18 protein-coding genes are annotated in these 17,237 nt (G+C 71.0%); 9 read left to right on the top strand and 9 right to left on the bottom strand.

Annotated features, from left to right (window positions below):
- Positions 1-6 precede the first annotated feature (6 nt).
- Both sdhA and AB0472_RS38800 read left to right on the top strand, forming a co-directional pair.
- Positions 7-1,761: a succinate dehydrogenase flavoprotein subunit gene (sdhA, locus tag AB0472_RS38805; RefSeq protein ID WP_366363856.1), complete on the top strand. Its 1,755-nt coding sequence runs from the start codon at positions 7-9 to the stop codon at positions 1,759-1,761.
- Complete coding sequence (locus tag AB0472_RS38800) at positions 1,761-2,540, top strand: succinate dehydrogenase iron-sulfur subunit (RefSeq protein WP_366363855.1); 780 nt, start codon at positions 1,761-1,763, stop codon at positions 2,538-2,540. The genes sdhA and AB0472_RS38800 overlap by 1 nt, the downstream gene beginning before the upstream one ends.
- A 70-nt stretch (positions 2,541-2,610) precedes the next feature.
- On the opposite strand, the gene AB0472_RS38795 is transcribed toward AB0472_RS38800, so the two are convergent.
- Positions 2,611-3,051 (bottom strand): hypothetical protein, encoded by a 441-nt coding sequence (locus AB0472_RS38795; protein ID WP_366363854.1) that lies wholly within the window; start codon positions 3,049-3,051, stop codon positions 2,611-2,613.
- A gap of 131 nt (positions 3,052-3,182) precedes the next feature.
- Between AB0472_RS38795 and AB0472_RS38790 the strand changes: the two genes are divergently transcribed.
- The 4 genes from AB0472_RS38790 to AB0472_RS38775 all read left to right on the top strand — a co-directional run bounded on the left by AB0472_RS38790 (position 3,183) and on the right by AB0472_RS38775 (position 5,342).
- On the top strand, positions 3,183-3,593 hold the full coding sequence (locus AB0472_RS38790; RefSeq protein WP_366363853.1) for a VOC family protein: 411 nt from the start codon (positions 3,183-3,185) through the stop codon (positions 3,591-3,593).
- A 94-nt stretch (positions 3,594-3,687) separates the two neighbouring features.
- Positions 3,688-4,095 carry a hypothetical protein gene (locus AB0472_RS38785; protein ID WP_351957729.1) on the top strand — a complete coding sequence of 136 codons (408 nt, stop codon included), beginning with the start codon at positions 3,688-3,690 and terminating at the stop codon, positions 4,093-4,095.
- Positions 4,092-4,586, top strand: coding sequence for a DCC1-like thiol-disulfide oxidoreductase family protein (locus AB0472_RS38780; RefSeq protein WP_366363852.1), 495 nt, complete (start codon positions 4,092-4,094; stop codon positions 4,584-4,586). Before AB0472_RS38785 ends, AB0472_RS38780 begins: the two co-directional genes overlap by 4 nt.
- 9 nt (positions 4,587-4,595) lie before the next feature.
- A complete protein-coding gene (locus AB0472_RS38775) occupies positions 4,596-5,342 on the top strand; it encodes a TetR family transcriptional regulator (protein ID WP_366363851.1) in 747 nt (248 codons plus the stop codon).
- Here the strand turns inward: AB0472_RS38775 and AB0472_RS38770 are convergent.
- A complete protein-coding gene (locus AB0472_RS38770) occupies positions 5,335-7,746 on the bottom strand; it encodes an MMPL family transporter (protein WP_366363884.1) in 2,412 nt (803 codons plus the stop codon). The genes AB0472_RS38775 and AB0472_RS38770 overlap by 8 nt on opposite strands.
- Positions 7,747-7,921: 175 nt before the next feature.
- Here AB0472_RS38770 and AB0472_RS38765 point away from each other — a divergent pair, with 175 nt between their 5' ends.
- Positions 7,922-8,611 (top strand): response regulator transcription factor, encoded by a 690-nt coding sequence (locus tag AB0472_RS38765; protein WP_366363849.1) that lies wholly within the window; start codon positions 7,922-7,924, stop codon positions 8,609-8,611.
- Positions 8,608-10,041 (top strand): HAMP domain-containing sensor histidine kinase, encoded by a 1,434-nt coding sequence (locus tag AB0472_RS38760; protein WP_366363847.1) that lies wholly within the window; start codon positions 8,608-8,610, stop codon positions 10,039-10,041. Before AB0472_RS38765 ends, AB0472_RS38760 begins: the two co-directional genes overlap by 4 nt.
- Here the strand turns inward: AB0472_RS38760 and AB0472_RS38755 are convergent.
- From AB0472_RS38755 to AB0472_RS38740, 4 genes are all read right to left on the bottom strand, one after another.
- On the bottom strand, positions 10,036-10,311 hold the full coding sequence (locus AB0472_RS38755; protein WP_366363845.1) for a hypothetical protein: 276 nt from the start codon (positions 10,309-10,311) through the stop codon (positions 10,036-10,038). The genes AB0472_RS38760 and AB0472_RS38755 overlap by 6 nt on opposite strands.
- 5 nt (positions 10,312-10,316) lie before the next feature.
- Positions 10,317-11,873: an ABC transporter substrate-binding protein gene (locus AB0472_RS38750; RefSeq protein ID WP_366363843.1), complete on the bottom strand. Its 1,557-nt coding sequence runs from the start codon at positions 11,871-11,873 to the stop codon at positions 10,317-10,319.
- A 210-nt stretch (positions 11,874-12,083) separates the two neighbouring features.
- On the bottom strand, positions 12,084-13,352 hold the full coding sequence (locus AB0472_RS38745) for a metallophosphoesterase (protein WP_366363841.1): 1,269 nt from the start codon (positions 13,350-13,352) through the stop codon (positions 12,084-12,086).
- Between the two features lie 29 nt (positions 13,353-13,381).
- The gene (locus AB0472_RS38740) at positions 13,382-13,621 is read right to left on the bottom strand and encodes a hypothetical protein (protein WP_362592205.1); all 240 of its coding nucleotides are present in this window, start codon (positions 13,619-13,621) and stop codon (positions 13,382-13,384) included.
- A 91-nt stretch (positions 13,622-13,712) separates the two neighbouring features.
- On the opposite strand from AB0472_RS38740, the gene AB0472_RS38735 reads away from it, so the two are divergent.
- The gene (locus tag AB0472_RS38735; RefSeq protein ID WP_366363839.1) at positions 13,713-14,975 is read left to right on the top strand and encodes a D-alanyl-D-alanine carboxypeptidase; all 1,263 of its coding nucleotides are present in this window, start codon (positions 13,713-13,715) and stop codon (positions 14,973-14,975) included.
- Here AB0472_RS38735 and AB0472_RS38730 read toward each other — a convergent pair.
- Genes AB0472_RS38730 through AB0472_RS38720 form a run of 3 tightly spaced genes read right to left on the bottom strand, consistent with a single transcriptional unit; the run spans position 14,923 to position 17,155 of the window.
- Complete coding sequence (locus tag AB0472_RS38730) at positions 14,923-15,828, bottom strand: YihY/virulence factor BrkB family protein (protein ID WP_366363837.1); 906 nt, start codon at positions 15,826-15,828, stop codon at positions 14,923-14,925. The genes AB0472_RS38735 and AB0472_RS38730 overlap by 53 nt on opposite strands.
- Positions 15,816-16,241 (bottom strand): GtrA family protein, encoded by a 426-nt coding sequence (locus AB0472_RS38725; protein ID WP_366363835.1) that lies wholly within the window; start codon positions 16,239-16,241, stop codon positions 15,816-15,818. The genes AB0472_RS38730 and AB0472_RS38725 overlap by 13 nt, the downstream gene beginning before the upstream one ends.
- Positions 16,238-17,155, bottom strand: a complete 918-nt coding sequence (locus AB0472_RS38720; protein WP_366363882.1) for a decaprenyl-phosphate phosphoribosyltransferase — start codon at positions 17,153-17,155, stop codon at positions 16,238-16,240. Before AB0472_RS38720 ends, AB0472_RS38725 begins: the two co-directional genes overlap by 4 nt.
- Between the last annotated feature and the right edge of the window lie 82 nt (positions 17,156-17,237).

Raw genomic sequence — 17,237 nt, 5'->3', positions numbered from 1 at the left:
AGAATCATGAAGATCCACAAGTACGACACCGTCATCGTCGGCGCCGGCGGCGCGGGCATGCGCGCGGCCATCGAGTCGACGAAGCGCAGCCGCACCGCGGTCCTGACCAAGCTCTACCCCACCCGCTCCCACACGGGCGCCGCGCAGGGCGGCATGGCCGCCGCGCTCGCCAACGTGGAGGAGGACAACTGGGAGTGGCACACCTTCGACACGGTCAAGGGCGGTGACTACCTGGTCGACCAGGACGCCGCCGAGATCCTGGCGAAGGAGGCCATCGACGCCGTCCTCGACCTGGAGAAGATGGGCCTGCCGTTCAACCGGACGCCCAACGGGACGATCGACCAGCGCCGGTTCGGCGGTCACTCCCGCAACCACGGCGAGGCCCCGGTCCGCCGGTCCTGCTACGCGGCCGACCGCACCGGCCACATGATCCTCCAGACGCTGTACCAGAACTGCGTGAAGGAGGGCGTGGAGTTCTTCAACGAGTTCTACGTCCTGGACCAGCTGATCACCGAGGTCGACGGCGTCAAGAAGTCGTCCGGCGTGGTGGCATACGAGCTGGCCACCGGTGAGATCCACGTCTTCCAGGCGAAGGCGGTCATCTACGCCTCCGGCGGCACCGGCAAGTTCTTCCGGGTGACGTCCAACGCGCACACGCTCACCGGTGACGGCCAGGCGGCCGTCTACCGCCGCGGGCTGCCGCTGGAGGACATGGAGTTCTTCCAGTTCCACCCGACCGGCATCTGGCGGATGGGCATCCTGCTGACGGAGGGCGCCCGCGGTGAGGGCGGCATCCTCCGCAACAAGGACGGCGAGCGCTTCATGGAGAAGTACGCGCCGGTCATGAAGGACCTCGCCTCCCGTGACGTCGTCTCCCGCTCCATCTACACGGAGATCCGGGAGGGCCGCGGCTGCGGTCCCGAGGGCGACCACGTCTACCTCGACCTCACCCATCTCCCGCCGGAGCAGCTGGACGCGAAGCTCCCGGACATCACCGAGTTCGCGCGCACCTACCTGGGCATCGAGCCGTACACGGACCCGATCCCGATCCAGCCCACCGCGCACTACGCCATGGGCGGCATCCCGACCAACGTCGAGGGTGAGGTCCTCATCGACAACACCACCGTCGTCCCGGGCCTGTACGCGGCCGGCGAGGTCGCCTGCGTCTCCGTGCACGGCGCCAACCGCCTCGGCACCAACTCGCTCCTGGACATCAACGTGTTCGGCCGCCGGGCGGGCATCGCGGCCGCCGAGTACGCGCACGGTCACGACTACGTGGACCTCCCGGAGAACCCGGCCGAGTTCGTCGTCGACCAGATCGAGCGGCTGCGCTCCTCGACGGGCAACGAGCGGGTCGCCACGATCCGCCGCGAGCTGCAGGACACCATGGACGCCAACGTCATGGTGTTCCGCACCGAGCAGACGATCAAGACGGCGGTCGAGAAGATCGCGGAGCTGCGCGAGCGCTACCGGAACGTCTCGATCCAGGACAAGGGCAAGCGGTTCAACACGGACCTCCTCGAGGCCATCGAGCTCGGCAACCTGCTCGACCTCGCCGAGGTCATGGCGGTCTCCGCGCTGGCCCGCAAGGAGTCCCGCGGCGGTCACTACCGCGAGGACTACCCCAACCGCGACGACGTCAACTTCATGCGCCACACCATGGCGTACCGCGAGGTGGGCGACGACGGCGCCGAGTCCATCCGTCTCGATTACAAGCCGGTCGTCCAGACCCGCTACCAGCCGATGGAGCGTAAGTACTGATGGCAACCCCCGTTCTGGACAAGGCGGACGCGGCCGGTCAGCCCGAGCCCGGTTTCGCCGACTCCCCCTACATCACGGTCACCTTCCGGGTCCGCCGCTTCAACCCGGAGGTCTCCGCGGACGCGGTCTGGGAAGACTTCCAGCTGGAGATCGACCCGAAGGAGCGCGTCCTCGACGGCCTCCACAAGATCAAGTGGGACATCGACGGCACGCTGACCTTCCGCCGTTCCTGCGCGCACGGCATCTGCGGTTCGGACGCGATGCGGATCAACGGCAAGAACCGTCTTGCCTGCAAGACCCTCATCAAGGACATCAACCCCGAGAAGCCGATCACGGTCGAGCCCATCAAGGGCCTGACGGTCCTCAAGGACCTGGTCGTCGACATGGAGCCGTTCTTCCAGGCGTACCGGGACGTCATGCCCTTCCTCATCACGAAGGACACGAACGAGCCCACGCGCGAGCGCCTGCAGTCCGCCGAGGACCGTGAGCGCTTCGACGACACCACGAAGTGCATCCTCTGCGCGGCCTGCACGTCCTCGTGCCCGGTCTTCTGGAACGACGGCCAGTACTTCGGCCCGGCCGCCATCGTCAACGCGCACCGCTTCATCTTCGACAGCCGTGACGAGGCGGGCGAGCAGCGCCTGGAGATCCTCAACGACCGCGACGGCGTCTGGCGCTGCCGCACGACCTTCAACTGCACGGACGCCTGCCCGCGCGGCATCGAGGTCACCAAGGCGATCCAGGAGGTGAAGCGAGCGCTGATCACGCGCCGCTTCTGATCCCGGTCCCGCCAGGGCACCGAAGGCCCCGCTCCCCGTACAGGGAGCGGGGCCTTCGCCGTACCCGGACTCACCCCACCGCCGGTCTGCGCCACTCCCGGGCGCCCGCCGCCCGCATCAGCGACAGCGCCTCGTCCGGGTCGCCGGAGACCAGCGGGTGGACGAGTTCGACGTAGCGGACCTGGCCGGCCAGGGACCTGCGGAGCCGGCGGAGGCTGCGGGCGTCGAAGGAGACCCGGCCGCGGCGGTCCACGACGCCCGCCGAGACGGCCAGCCCCTCGACGCCGACCTTGCACTCGGTCAGTGCGGTCCTGCGGCAGACGTGGATCTCGACGTCGCCCTGCCACAGGCCGAGGACCGCCTTGTAGATCACCCCCGCGCCCGCGTAGGTCGCGACCGCGAGATGCCGGTCCCCTTCCCGGCCGCCCGGCCCGTCCAGGCCCAGCCGCCGCGCGACCTCGGCGAAAGCCGCCCGCGCCTCACCGTGGAAGGTTTCCGCTCCCGGAGCCATCCCCGCCCCCTCGCTCGCCCGGCACCGACGAGGGCTCAGCGTACCGACGTGACGGGCCCCTTCTCGGCCCATTGAGTGACCCGACGGTCAGCCCGCCCGGCAACCGTCATCTCCGCTCCTAATGTGATCGCATGTCAGATGACGAGTCGTACGAACTGCTCGGGTTCGACAACGTGGTGATGCCCGTCGGGAACCTCACCGCCGCCGTCGCCTTCTACGAGCGGGCCGGGTTCACCGTGGGGTTCCGGTTCGACGAGGGCGGGATCGCCCTGTTGAAGGTCGGGGGCGAGACGCCCGGGATCCTGCTGCGGACCGAGGAGGGCCTCGGATACCGGCCGGCGGTGTGGGCGTCGCCGCGCGTGTGGCTGGAGGTGCCGGACGCGCGGGGCGCCGCCGGGCGGCTCAAGGAGGCCGGGGTCGCCGTGCTCGACGAGCCGTTCTCGGTGGCCACCGGCTGGACCGTCGAGGTCGCCGACCCCTGGGGGAACATCATCGGCTTCACGGACTACAGCAAGCGGCCGGAGCTGGCGCGGCGCGGGTGAAGGGGCTCACCCCGCAACCGAGTTGAACGTGTTCAAAACTAGGTCTACAGTCACCCCTGTCAGCGTTTTGAACGCGTTCAAGAAGGGGTGGGGCATGGACCGCACAGTCATCGCCTACGTCATCTACCTGCTCGTCAGCATCGGTCTGACCATCTGGGTGGCCCGCACGCTCAGCCGCAACGGGCGGATCTTCCTCTCCGACGTCCTGCACGGCAACGAGCAGCTCGCCGACGCCGTCAACCACCTCCTGGTCGTCGGCTTCTACCTCGTGAACCTCGGCTTCGTCGCGCTCTACCTGCACACCAGCGACACGATCGACGACACCCGGGGCATCTTCGAGGCGCTGTCCTCCAAGCTCGGCGTGGTGCTGCTGGTGCTCGGCGTGATGCACCTGGGCAACGTGTACGTGCTCAACCGGATCAGGCGCCGCGGGGTCATGGAGAAGGAGCAGCTCCCGCCGGTCCCGCCGCAGGGCTGGACCGCACCGGCGGCGGGGGCGTGACCACCGTGACCGGAACCGACGACCGGGGCGCCGCGCGCGTCCCGGTCCGCGGGCTCACCGTCCTCTACGACGCCGAGTGCACCCTCTGCACCCACCTGCGCGACTGGCTCGTGCGGCAGCCGCAACTGGTGCCGCTGGAGCTGGTCCCGGCGGGTTCGGCCGAGGCCCGCACCCGCTTCCCGGACCTCGACCACGCGGCCACCTTCGACGAGGTCACGGTCGTCGGCGACGCGGGGCAGGTCTACCGGGACACGGCCGCCTGGATCGTCGTGCTCTGGGCGCTGCGGGAGCAGCGGCCGCTCGCCCACCGGCTCAGCACCCCGGCCGGGGCCCGGCTGGCGCGGGGCGCGGTGCTCGCCGCCGCCAGGTGGCGGGGCGCGCAGTGGGGCGGGAAGGTGTACCGGCGCGAGGACGGGTGGACGTACGACCCCGGTCTCGGGTGGATCTACGACCCCGCGGGCTGTGCCGGCGACGCCTGCGCCACTGGTTAGGCTCTGTCCGTGTCCGCGAAGAACGACGGTCCCGTCGAGGCCGCAGCCCAGAGCAAGTCCGAGCAGACCCGCGCGCTGATCCTGGAGACGGCGATGCGGCTGTTCCGGGAGCGGGGCTACGAGAAGACCACGATGCGGGCCATCGCCACGGAGGCCGGGGTCTCCGTCGGCAACGCGTACTACTACTTCGCCGGCAAGGAACACCTGATCCAGGGCTTCTACGACCAGCTCGCCGCCGAGCACCGGGTGGCGGTCCGCGAGGTCCTGGACAAGGAGACCGACCTGGAGAGGCGGCTCGCCGGCGTGCTCAAGGTGTGGCTGGACATCGCCCGGCCGTACCACGAGTTCGCGGTCCACTTCTTCAAGAACGCCGCCGACCCGGACAGCCCGCTCAGCCCGTTCTCCCCGGAGAGCGAGCACGCGCGCGTGGAGGCGATCAGCGTGCACCGCGAGGTGCTGGCGGGCGCGAAGACGAAGGTAGCCCCGGAACTGCGCGACGTGCTCCCCGAGTTGATGTGGCTCTCGCAGATGGGCCTGGTCCTCTACTGGATCTTCGACCGGACCGAGGGACGGGAGCGGAGCTACCGGCTGGCCGAGCGGGGGGCCCGGCTGACCGCGCGAGGCGTGTCCCTCGCGCGGTTCCGCGTCCTGCGTCCGCTGGTGCTCGAAGTGCACGAGCTGTTCACGGACTTCCTGCCCGGGATGACGCGGGTGCTGCCGGATCCCGGAGGCAGGGCCGGGGGCTCGGCTAGTTGACCGCGTCCACCTCGTCCCCGGTCAGCTCCACGTCGTACACCACCGGCCCCTCCGCCACCGTCACGTGCCGGGCCTTCGAGCCGTACGACGACGACGTGACCGCCAGCAGGTACGCCCCCGGTGCCGGCACCGACACGATGTAGGAACCGTCCGCCAGCGAGGTCACCCGGTCCAGTCGGCGGCCGCCCTTGGACATCACGGTGACGGAGGCCGCCGCCACCGGGTCGCCGCCCGGGGTGCGGACGAAGCCGTGGATCGCCGTGGCCGGGCCGCCGGGCGCGGCCGGCTGCGGTGCCGCCGCCGGCTCCTGGGGTTCCACCGCCAGGTGCGGGAGCCGCTTGTCGAGCCAGGCCGGCAGCCACCAGTTGGAGCGGCCCAGCAGGTGCATCGCCGCCGGGACCAGCGCCGTACGCAGGATGAAGGCGTCCAGGGCGACCGCGGCCGCCAGGCCCACGCCCGCCATCGCCGCGCCCGAATCGCCGCTGAGGACGAAGGCCAGGAAGACACAGACCATGATCAGGGCGGCGGAGTTGATGACCCGGCTGGTCTCCGCGAGGCCGACCCGGACCGCCCGCGCGTTGTCCTTGGTGTGCACCCACTCCTCGTGCATCCGGCTCACCAGGAACACCTGGTAGTCCATCGAGAGGCCGAAGAGCAGGGAGAGCATGATGACCGGGAGGAACGCGTTGATCGGGCCCTCCTTGCCGAGGCCCAGCAGGTCCAGGCCCCAGCCCCACTGGAAGACCGCGACGAGGACGCCGAAGGAGGCCGCCGCCGCGATCAGGTTCATCACGGCGGCCGTCAGCGGGACGACCAGGGAGCGGAAGGCGACCAGGAGCAGCAGGAAGCCCAGGGCGATGATCGTCCCGATGAAGAGGGGCAGCCGGTCGCCGGTGACGGAGGCGAAGTCCTTCGACACCGCCGTCACCCCGCCGACGTGGGCCTCCGCGCCCGCCGCCGGGATCACCCGGTCGCGGAGGGTGTCGATGAGGTCGTCCGTCTCCTTGGACTGGGGAGAGGTGGTCGGGACCACCTGGATGACCGTGACGCCCCGGGACGGGGGCAGTTCGGCCACCTGGGCGACGCCCGGGGTCGACCGCAGGCCCTGGACCAGCTTCCCGGTGTCGCCGCCGACGCTGACCACCTGGAGGGGGCCGTTGAAACCGGGGCCGAAGCCCTCGGCGAGCAGGTCGTAGGCCTTCCTGGTGGTCGTGGACGCGTCGTCGTTGCCCTGGTCGGTGGCGCCGAGGCGGAGCGAGAGGACCGGGACGGCCAGCACGGCCATGACGACCACCGCGAGCGCGGCGATGCGGCGCGGCCGCTTCTCCACGTTCGCCGACCAGCGGGCCGCGAGGCCGCTCGCCTTCTCCGGTTCCGGGCCCTCGGCGGCCAGCCGGCGGCGCTGGCGGCGGCTGAGCACGCGCGGGCCGAGGAAGCCCAGCAGGGCCGGGAGGAGGGTGGTGGCCGCGAGGACGCTCAGCACGACCGTGAGGGAGGTGCCGATGACCACGCCGTCCAGGAAGTGGAGCCTCGTGACCAGCATGCCGGCCAGGGCTATGCAGACCGTGCCGCCCGCGAACAGCACCGCCCGGCCCGAGGTGTTGAGGGCGGTGACCGCGGACTCCTCGGGATCCATGCCGCGCAGGATGCCGCGCCGGTGCCGGGTGACGATGAACAGGGCGTAGTCGATGCCGACGCCGAGGCCGATCAGGGAGGCCAGCAGCGGCGCGATGTCGGGGATGTCGGTGGTGTGGCTGAGCAGCTGGGTGGAGAACAGGCCCATGCCGACGCCGAAGACGGCGATCGCGATGGGCAGGGTCATCGCGAAGAACGAGCCGAAGGCGAGGAACAGCACGACGGCCGCCGCGATGATGCCGACCATCTCGGACAGGCCCTGCGGCGGCTCCTGGACGCGCTGGATCGCCTGGCCGCCCAACTCCACCTGGAGACCGGCCCGTTCGGCGCCCTGGGCGGTGTCGAGGACCTGCTGCACCTGTTCCTTGGGGATTTCGTTCGCCCGCTTGGTGAAGGTCAGCTGGGCGTAGGCGATCCTGCCGTCCTTGCTGATCTGCGCCGCCCCGCGGGCGCCGGCGTAGGGGCTGGTGACCGCGCCCACGCCGGGCAGCTTCGCGATCCTGTCCAGGGCCGGCCCGACGCGGTCCTTGACCGCCTGGTCCGTCACCGAGCCGCTGTCGACCTTCCACACCACCGTGTCCGTGTCACCGGAGGTGTTCGGGAAGGCCTTCTGCATCAGGTCGTACGCGGTCTTGGAGTCCGTGTCGGGGAGGGAGAACACGTTCGCGTAGTTCGTGCCCGCCGCCGAGGCCGAGAAGCCCACGCCGACGAGTGCCCCCACCCACAGCAACAGGACCACCAGCCGGTGCCGATAGCACCACCGTGCCAATGCCGTCACGCTCAACAGCTCCTTGTAGTAGATCACTTCGGTCGGTTGGTCCCCCAGGTCCTGGGCACCAGGATCGGCAGCGGGCCGCGCACCGGGACACGGGGCGCGCATGACTCTCAAGGAACTCCAAAGCTGCGCGCCCCCGGGCGTCGGCGGCGGCGCCGATACTGGGGGCATGACGGCTCCAGGCAGCACCGTGCTGATCGTGGAGGACGAGCCGAGCATCGCGGACGTCCTCGCCATCGCCCTGCGCTACCACCGGTTCGAGGTGATGACGGCCGGTACGGTCCGGGAGGCCCTCGCGCTGGCCGAGCGCACCCGGCCGGACGCGGCCCTGCTCGACGTGATGCTGCCGGACGGCGACGGGCGGGCTCTGGCGCGGGAACTGCGGGTCCGGCAGCCCGACCTGGCGCTGGTGTTCCTCACCGCGCGGGACGCCCCGGCGGAGATAGTCGGGGCGCTCGGCTTCGGCGACGACTACATCACCAAGCCGTTCAACATCGACGAGGTCGTGGCGAGGATCGGCGCCGTGCTGCGCCGCACCCGCCCGGCCGACGTCATCCAGCAGCGCCCGCCGCTGCGCTACGGCGACCTGGAGCTGGACGAGACGACGTACTCGGTGCACCGCGCCGGCCGCACGGTCGAGCTGACCCCGACCGAGTACGCGCTGCTGCGCTTCCTGGTGCGCAACGGCGGCCGGATCGTGCCGAAGGAGCAACTGCTCAGACACGTCTGGCAGTACGAGCACATACCGTCCGAGTCGACCGTCGTGGAGACCTACATCAGCTACCTGCGGCGCAAGCTCGACGCCTTGGGAGCACCGGTGATCACCACCCGGCGGGGCGTCGGATACGGCCTGACATGAGCCTCGGCAAGCGCCGGCACCGGCACGGACTGCACTCGCTGCGCGGCAAGCTCACCCTGGCCAACGTCGGACTGCTCGCCGTCGGCATCGTGGTGGCGGCCGTCGCGAGCATCATGGGCATGCGGCTGTACCTGCTCGACCAGGTCGACTCCGAGCTGCTCAAGATGCGGACGTCGCTCGGGGGTTCGGGGCTGACCCTGCGGCAGGTCGACTCGCTGGGCGCGCTCGGCGTGATCCGCGACCGGATCACCCCGGCCGAGTCCGACCCGACGCCGGACTCGATCTTCACGGTCATCGACACCAGGGGCGACGCGATCTCCCTCTTCGGCATGAAGCCGACCGAGGCCCAGCGCTCCCTCGCCGCCGCCGTGGCCGACCCGCGGGCCCTCGCCGACGCGCCCGACCCACGCGACGTCGACGTGCACGGCGCCTCCTACCGGGTGACGGCCACCCGGCTCGCCGACGGCTCCTGCATCCTGCTGGCCACCTCGACCGAGCTGCTGCACAAGGGGATCGCCAAGGCGCTCAAGCTCGACTTCGCGGTCGGCACCCTGCTGCTCGCGCTGCTGTGCTGCCTGACCATGTACAGCGTGCGGAAACGGCTGCTGCCGCTGGAGGACATGGTGGAGACGTCGTCGGCGATCGCCGAGGGCGACCTGACCCGGCGGGTGCCCTCCAGCCAGCATCCGACGGAGGAGGTCGAGCAGCTGCGGCTGGCCCTCAACGCCATGCTGCACCAGGTGGAGACGGCGTACCGGACCCGCGAGCGCAGCGCGGCCCAGCTGCGCCGGTTCGTCGCCGACGCCTCGCACGAGCTGCGTACGCCGCTCGCCGCCATCCGCGGCTATCTCCAGCTGTACGACAAGGGGATGCTGAGGGAGCCCGGGGAGCGGCGGCGGGCCTGGGACCGGATGCACGGCGAAGTCGACCGGATGGGCCGCCTCGTGGACGAGCTGCTGCTGCTCGCCCGGCTCGACCAGCGGCCGGAGATCCGGTTCCGGAACGTCGACGTGAGCCGGCTGGTGCGGGACGCCGCGGAGGATCTGCGGGCGCAGCAGCCGGGGCGGCCGGTGGCCGTGGAGGCCGACGGGGCGGTGCTGGTGCGGGCGGACGAGTCGGGGCTGCGGCAGGTGCTGGGGAACCTGATGGCCAACGTGCGGGTCCACACGCCGGCGGAGGCGGCCGTGCGGCTGGGGGTGGAGCGGGCGGACGGGGTGGTGCGGGTGTGTGTGGCCGACGAGGGGCCGGGGCTCGGCGAGGAGGACGCCGGGCGGATCTTCGACCGGTTCTTCCGGGTGGGGAGCGCGGAGGGGAGCGGGCTGGGGATGGCGATCGTGCAGGGGGTGGTGGAGGCCCATGGGGGTGAGGTGTGCGTGCGGACCTCTCCGGGGGAGGGGCTGGCGGTGACGGTGACGTTGCGATCGCTATGAGTCGCGGGTGCGGGTGCGCTGTGGCTGGTCGCGCAGTTCCTCCCCCGGCCGAAGGCCGGGGGAGGAACTGCGCGAGCAACCACGACGGCGCCGCAGGGGGCCGTGGCGGACGACGTCGGTGGCCGGTTCACGGACGAGGAGCAGGATGTCGCAGACCGCCGGGGTGTGCGGGCCGTGGCCCCACGCGGCCAGGTGGCCCCGGACCCGGTGCCGGGCCGGGCCGACGGACGCCGGGTGCCGGGGGAGCCGGAAGGCGGTGCGTCTCGGCACGCCCGTCAGATCCAGTTCAGGCTCCACAGGCGGAACACGCCCGTGCTGTCCGTGAGGTACTGGGCCCCGCCCACGTCCTCGCTGCTGAGGACGTAGTCGGTGCGCTGCCACAGCGGGATCAACGGGACGTCGTCCGCCACGTCCGTCTGGACGTTCCGGAAGTCCTGGTCGGCACGGCTGCGGTCGGCGTACCGCTGGCTGTCCTGGAGGAGGCCGTCGACGGCCTTGTTGCTGTAGCCGGTGCTCATCACCGAGTCGCTGCCGACCAGGGAGGCGCCGAAGGTGTCCGGGTCGGGGTAGTCGGCGACCCAGCCGACCGCCCAGGCGTCCATCTTCCCCTCGGCCCACGACTTCTGGAAGTCGGTCCACTCGTAGCCCTTGACGTCGACCTTGAACAGGCCGCCCGCCTCCAGCTGCTTCTTCAGCGCGGCGGCCTCCTCGGCTCCCGCGCCGTGGCCGATGCCGTAGCCGAAGGTGAACTCGACGGGCGTGCTGACGCCGGCCTCCGCCAGCAGCGCCTTCGCCTTGGCGACGCTCTGGGTCGGGTAGGTGTCGAAGAACGACGTGGTGTGGCCGGTGAGTCCGCTCGGGATCAGCGAGTACAGCGGCTCCACCGTGCCGTAGTACACCGTCGAGGCCAGTTGCTCGCGGTCGATCAGCCAGGCGAGGGCCCGGCGGACCAGCACGTCGTGCAGGGGCGAGCTCTTGCGGGTGTTCAGGTACAGGTTGCGGGTCTCGGAGCTGTCCGACTCCAGGACGCGCTGGTCGGGGTCGCTCGGCGAGAGCTTGGAGACCATGCCGGGCGGCAGCGTCCGGGTCGCCACGTCGACCTGCTTGGCCTTGTAGGCGTCGGCGAGCTTGGCCGAGTCGGCGTAGTAGCGCAGCTCGACGGGGCGCCCGGTGCCGCTCAGCTCGCCCTTGTAGCGGCCGTTGGGCCGCAGGGTCGCCTGCTTGTCCTTCGTGTACGACGCCAGGGTGTACGGGCCGGTGCCGTCCACCGAGTTGTCGGTGCGCAGCCTGTCCGCCGGGTACCTGTCCTTGTCGACGATCGCGCCGGCGCCGGTGGCCAGCTTGAACGGGAACGTGGCGTCCGCGGACGCCAGGTGGAAGGTGACGGCCTTGCCGGAGACGCTCACCGAGCGGAGCGTCGAGAGCAGGGAGGCCGGGCCGACATCGGAGTTGATCTTCTTGACCCGGTCGAAGGAGTACTTCACGTCCTCGGCGGTCATCTCCCGGCCGCTCGGGAAGGTGATCCCGTCGCGCACCACGCAGCGGTACGTCCGGAGGCCGGAGTCCGAGAAGTCACAGCTCTGCGCCGCGTCCGGGACCGGCTGGACACCGCCGGGCTCGAAGGTGAGCAGGGTCTGGAAGACGTTGTTGAACAACGCCCAGGAACCGGCGTCGTAGGCGCCTGCCGGGTCGAGCGAGGTGACGGCGTCGGTCGTGCCGACGGTGATGGTCTTGTTCTTGTTCTCCTGCGACGGCAGCAGCTGCCAGCCGCCGATCCCCACGACCGCCAGAACGACAAGTGTCACGAGAATCCGCATGCGAACAGATCGCATGGTTGGTGCCCTCCCCAGGACCAGCACGGGTCCGTTCCAGGCCCTGCCCAGGCCCTCCACAGGTGCCACTCCCCTAAGTGACGCGGCTCACCTAACCACAGGAGTTTCGTGCGGGGGAAGAGTGATCTGACTAGATGAGGAAGAACTTACCGATAGCTTGTTTCCGCCGGATTTCACAGCTCTTCCACAGTGAGTGCGAGGCGGTCCGGGTCAGGCCTGCCGCGACGCGAGTTCGACGACCGTGATGTCGGAAGGGGCGCCCACCCGGGTGGGCGGACCCCAGGCGCCGGCGCCCCGGGACACGTACAACTGGGTGTCGCCGTAACGGTCCAGTCCGGCGACGGTCGGGTTGGCCGCCGCGGCGATGAAGTTGCCGGGCCAGAGCTGGCCGCCGTGGGTGTGGCCGGAGAGCTGGAGGTCGACGTGGTGACGGACGGCCTCGTGGATCTGGACGGGCTGGTGGGCGAGGAGCACGCAGGCGCGGGCCGGGTCCCGGCCGGCCAGGGCGCGGTCGAAGTCGGGGCCCTGTCCGGTGCTGTCGCCTGCGATGTCGTTCACCCCGGCGAGGTCGAAGTGGGCGAGTTCGGTACGGGCGTTCTCCAGCGGGCGCAGGCCCAGGGTGCGGACCTCCTCGACCCACTGCCGGGCGCCGGAGAAGTACTCGTGGTTGCCGGTGACGAAGTAGCTGCCGTGGCGTGCGGAGAGCTGGGCCAGGGGGGCGGCGGCGGGGCCGAGGTCGCGCACGCTGCCGTCGACGAGGTCGCCGACGACCGCGATCAGGTCGGGCTGGGTGGCGTTGATCGTGTCGACGACGTGCTGCGCGAAGCCGCGGCCGAGGACGGGGCCGAGGTGGATGTCGCTCACGACGGCGATGCGGTAGCCGTGGGCGGCGCGGGGGAGTTTGGCGAGGGGGACGGTGACGCGTTTCACACGGGGGCCGCGGAGGACGCCGTAGGTGCCGAGGCCGACGGTGGCCGTGGCGGCGGTTGCGGCTGCGCCGCCGATGACGCGGGAGACGAAGAGGCGGCGGGTGGGGGTGGGGGTGGTGAGGACGGGACTTTCGGTGCGGGTGAGTTGTTTCAGGGGTGGTTCAGCGGGTGGGGACAGTGGCGCGTCGTGGGGGCTGGGCACGCGGTTCCCCGCGCCCCTGAAGGGGCGCTCAACGTCCCGGCGCTTCAGGAGACGGCTCAGTAGCGGTCTCAGCGCCTCCCCCGCCACCACCGCCAGCAGCAGGTACAGGGACAGGACCATCCACAGGAAGCCGGGCCAGGCAAGGACCCGCTGGAGGACGAACGGCGCGTGGCCGACCTCGGCGAACAGGGCCGCGAACATCAGCACCGGGCCGATGACGAACAGGGCCGTGCCCAGGCGGCGGGGCCGGCCCCACCCGGTCGTCGTGTCGCGCACCAGGCGCCGCCAGAGGTACCAGTACAGGGCCGTCACCACGGCCAGGGCGAGGAGCCCGAAGACGATGATCACCCTGCCGTGCCTCTTCCCTGTCCTGATTTCTATGACGTACGGCGCAGTGCGCGGACTCCGCGCAACCCGATGCCCCCGATGACCGTCCCCAATACGAAGGACACGACGGCCAGCGTCAGGTGGATCCAGAAGTACGCCGTGGGATGCCCGTCGTCGAAGGCGAGTCCGCTGCCGTCCTTGACGAGGTTCTTGACGAAAGTGATCCAGATGAACCAGCTCCACACCCCGAACGCGAGCAGGAACCAGGAGACCGGACGGCTGAGCTTCATGGGTCCAGTATCTCCGGCCGCCGTCCGGTTCCGGTTCCGGGGTGGAGTCGGTGACGGGACTTCGCCCTCCGCGCCAGGTACGTTCTCGTCCGTGCCCGCTCCGAAGCCGAAGGCCAGCCGCGTGCTGCTGGTCGCCTCCGCCGCTCTGCTGTCCCTGTCGTCCACCGCGCCGGCCGCGCTCGCCGCGCCGACCCCGTCCACGACCCCGTCGGCGACTCCCCCGGCGGGCATGTCGACGGTGGGCGGTACCCGGCTCGGGCAGCCCGGTACCCAGGTGAACCCGGCCGCCGGGGTGCCGGTGCTGCCGAAGGACGTCACGGGGCGGTCCTGGATCGTCTCCGACGCCGAGTCGGGCGAGGTGCTCGCCGCGCACAACGCGCACTGGCGGCTGCCCCCGGCGAGCACCCTGAAGATGCTGTTCGCGGACACCGTGCTGCCCCGGTTCCCGAGGTCGACCCCGCACACGGTGGCGCCGGCCGACCTCGCGGGCATCGGCGCCGGTTCCAGCATGGTCGGGATAAAGGAGGGCCAGACCTACACGGTCCACGACCTCTGGCTCGGGGTGTTCCTGCGCTCCGGCAACGACGCCGTGCACGTGCTGTCCGCGATGAACGGCGGCGTCGAGCAGACCGTCCGGGACATGCAGGACCACGCGGACGAGCTGCAGGCCCTGGACACCCACGTGGTGAGTCCGGACGGGTACGACCAGCCGGGGCAGGTGTCGTCGGCGTACGACCTGTCGCTGTTCGCGCGTTCCGGGCTGCAGAAGAAGGACTTCCGGGAGTACTGCTCGACCGTGCGGGCCAGTTTCCCGGGCGACACGACGAAGAACGCGAAGGGCAAGTCGGTCCGCGGGTCCTTCGAGATCCAGAACACCAACCGGCTGCTGAGCGGCGACACCGACGTCCCGGTGTACCAGGGCATCGCGGGGGTGAAGAACGGCAACACGACCAACGCGGGCGCGACCTTCACCGGGGTCGCCGAGCGGAACGGCCGGGTGCTGCTGGTCACCGTGATGAACCCGGAGAAGAAGGAGCACAACGAGGTCTACAAAGAGACCGCCAAGCTCTTCGACTGGGGTTTCCAGGCGGCCGGCAAGGTGACGCCGGTGGGCGAGCTGGTGCCGCCCAGGGGGGCCGCGACCTCCGGTCCCGCACCGCGGGCCACCGCCGTGGGCAAGGACGCCGGCGCGAGCTCGAAGCCGGTGGCCGCCTCCTCCGCGAACGGCTCCGGCGGGGCCGGGGTGGCGCTCGGGATCGCGGGCGGCTCGCTGGTGCTGCTGGCGGGCGCCGCGTTCCTGGTCAACCGCCGTTGGCCGCTGCCGGATCTGGTGCGCCGACGGAGTCGTCCCTGAACTCGGCGGTGGTCTCCTCCGCCGTCCAGGCGGCGCAGTACAGGACGATCTTGGCCGTGAAGTTGATCCACAGCAGCAGGGCCACCGGGACGCCGAACGCGCCGTACATGCTCTTCGCGGCGACGCCCTGGATGTACCCGCTGAGCAGCAGCTTGAGGAGTTCGAAGCCGACCGCGCCGACCAGGGCCGCGACCAGCAGGCGGCGGCGCGACGGTTCGACGCCGGGCAGCAGGGTGAGGACGTAGAGGAGGAGCAGGAAGTCCGCGGTCACGGCGACGAGGAACGCGGCCGTTCGCAGGAGCAGGCTGCCCCAGCTGTGTTCGGCGATGCCGAGCTGCCGGCCCGTCCACCCGACCGCCGCCGAGGCGATGGTGGAGACGGCGAGCGTGACGAGCACGGCACCGCCGAAGCCGATCAGGATGACGCCGTCCTTGGCCTTGGCGAGGATCGGGTTCTCGTCCTTGTCGGGCAGCTGCCAGACGGCGCGCAGGCAGTCCCGCATCTGGCCGACCCAGTTGATGCCGGTGAACAGCAGGACGGCACCGGCGATGAGACCGACCGTGCCGGCGTTCTGCACCAGGGAGTGGATGTCCAGCTGGTCGGAGATGCCGGGCACCTGGTCGGCGATCTTCTTCTGCAGGTCCTGCTGCTGCGACTCGCTCAGCGTGGCGGCGCCGATCGCGGCACTCATGGTCAGCAGCGGGAAGAGCGAGACGAAGCTGATGAAGGTCATGGCGGCGGCCAGCCGGGACCACTTCACCCGGTCGAGCCGCTCGTACGACCGCCATGCGTGTGTCGTCATCAGCCGGCCCACCAGGGGGCCGACGACGGGAAGTCTTCTCAGCCAGTCCATGATCCGACTCTGCCCCCTCCGCGGAACACCAATGTCCGGGTACCCCAGAAGCGGAGGATCGTAGCCAGCGCCATGCCGACGACCGCGCCGGAGACGGTGTCGGCCCGCTGCGAGGTGAGGCCCAGTCCGTAGTGGCTGACGGCGAGGCAGAGCAGCTGGACCAGCGCGCCGGCGAGGTTCACCGCGACGAAGACAGCGTAGGCGCGCGCCCCGGTCGCCCGCGCGTGGCGGTAGGTGCCGCAGGCGTTGCCGAGGTAGGCGACCGTGCAGCCCGCCACGAAGGACAGGGACTTGGCGGTGAGCGGGTCGAGGGCGGCCGGGCCGCGCAGCCAGCTGAAGAGGCCGAGGTCGGCGGCGTAGGCGAGCAGGCCGACGGTCGCGAAGCCGATCAGCTCGCGCGCGGGCGCGGTCACCAGTGGGCCACCGCGAGGCCGTACATGGCCAGCCAGGCCAGACCGATCAGGGCGAGGGCGCGGTCGCGCAGGACGACGTCCTCGGGTTCGCCCGCGGTGCCGCGGTCGGCGAAGACGGCGTACCGGAGGATCGCCAGGATGAAGGCGACCATGGACAGCTGGCGCCAGGGCAGCAGGCCGGCGCCGGGCCCGTCGCGGCCCTCGAGCGCCCACAGGCAGTAGGCGAGCACGGCGACCCCGGCGGCCAGCTGCCAGACGAACCGGAGGTAGCCGGTGGTGTACTCGGTGAGCAGCGCGCGCGTGGCCCCGGCTTTTCCGGCCATCTGCACGGCCTCGGAGTAGCGCTTGGCCGCCACCATGAAGAGCGCGCCGAAGCCGGTGGTGATCAGGAACCAGCGGGACAGCGGGATGCCGAGGGCGACCCCGCCGATCATCGCGCGCATCAGGAAGCCGGTGGTGACGACGACCAGGTCGACGACCAGGACGTGCTTCAGGGCGACGCAGTACGCCAGTTGCATGCCCAGGTAGGCGGCGAGCAGGACGGGGACGAGGGGCGGGGTGAGCCGGGCCGCGAGCAGGGGGGCGAGGACGGCCAGGAGGCCGCCGACGGCGTAGGCGACGGGGACCGGGACCTGGCCCGCGGCGACCGGGCGGCGGCACTTGACGGGGTGGGCGCGGTCGGCCTCGGCGTCCCGGGCGTCGTTGATCAGGTAGACGGCCGCGGCGCAGGCCGTGAAGAGGGCGAAGGTCAGGGCGAGGCGGCTGAGCGCGGGTACCGAGAAAAGGCGTCCCGCGGCGGCCGGGGCGGCGACGACGAGGGTGTTCTTGACCCACTGTTTGGGGCGGGTGGTCCGCAGCAGGCCCGTGAGGAGACCGCCGGGGGTGACACGCGCGCGTGCCGGTGCGTGGGCCAGGGAGGGGTGGGCGCGCTGCCCGTGCAGAGTCGTTTCAGCGGCCCCCTCCGCCCGGCTCTCGGTCCGGCTCTCCGTCCGGCCC

Origin of the sequence: Streptomyces sp. NPDC086777 (assembly GCF_040702065.1) — a bacterium.
In the GTDB taxonomy this organism is placed as follows: domain Bacteria; phylum Actinomycetota; class Actinomycetes; order Streptomycetales; family Streptomycetaceae; genus Streptomyces.
Note: the sequence above shows the minus strand (reverse complement) of the source record. Positions and strands in the feature narration are given on the sequence as shown.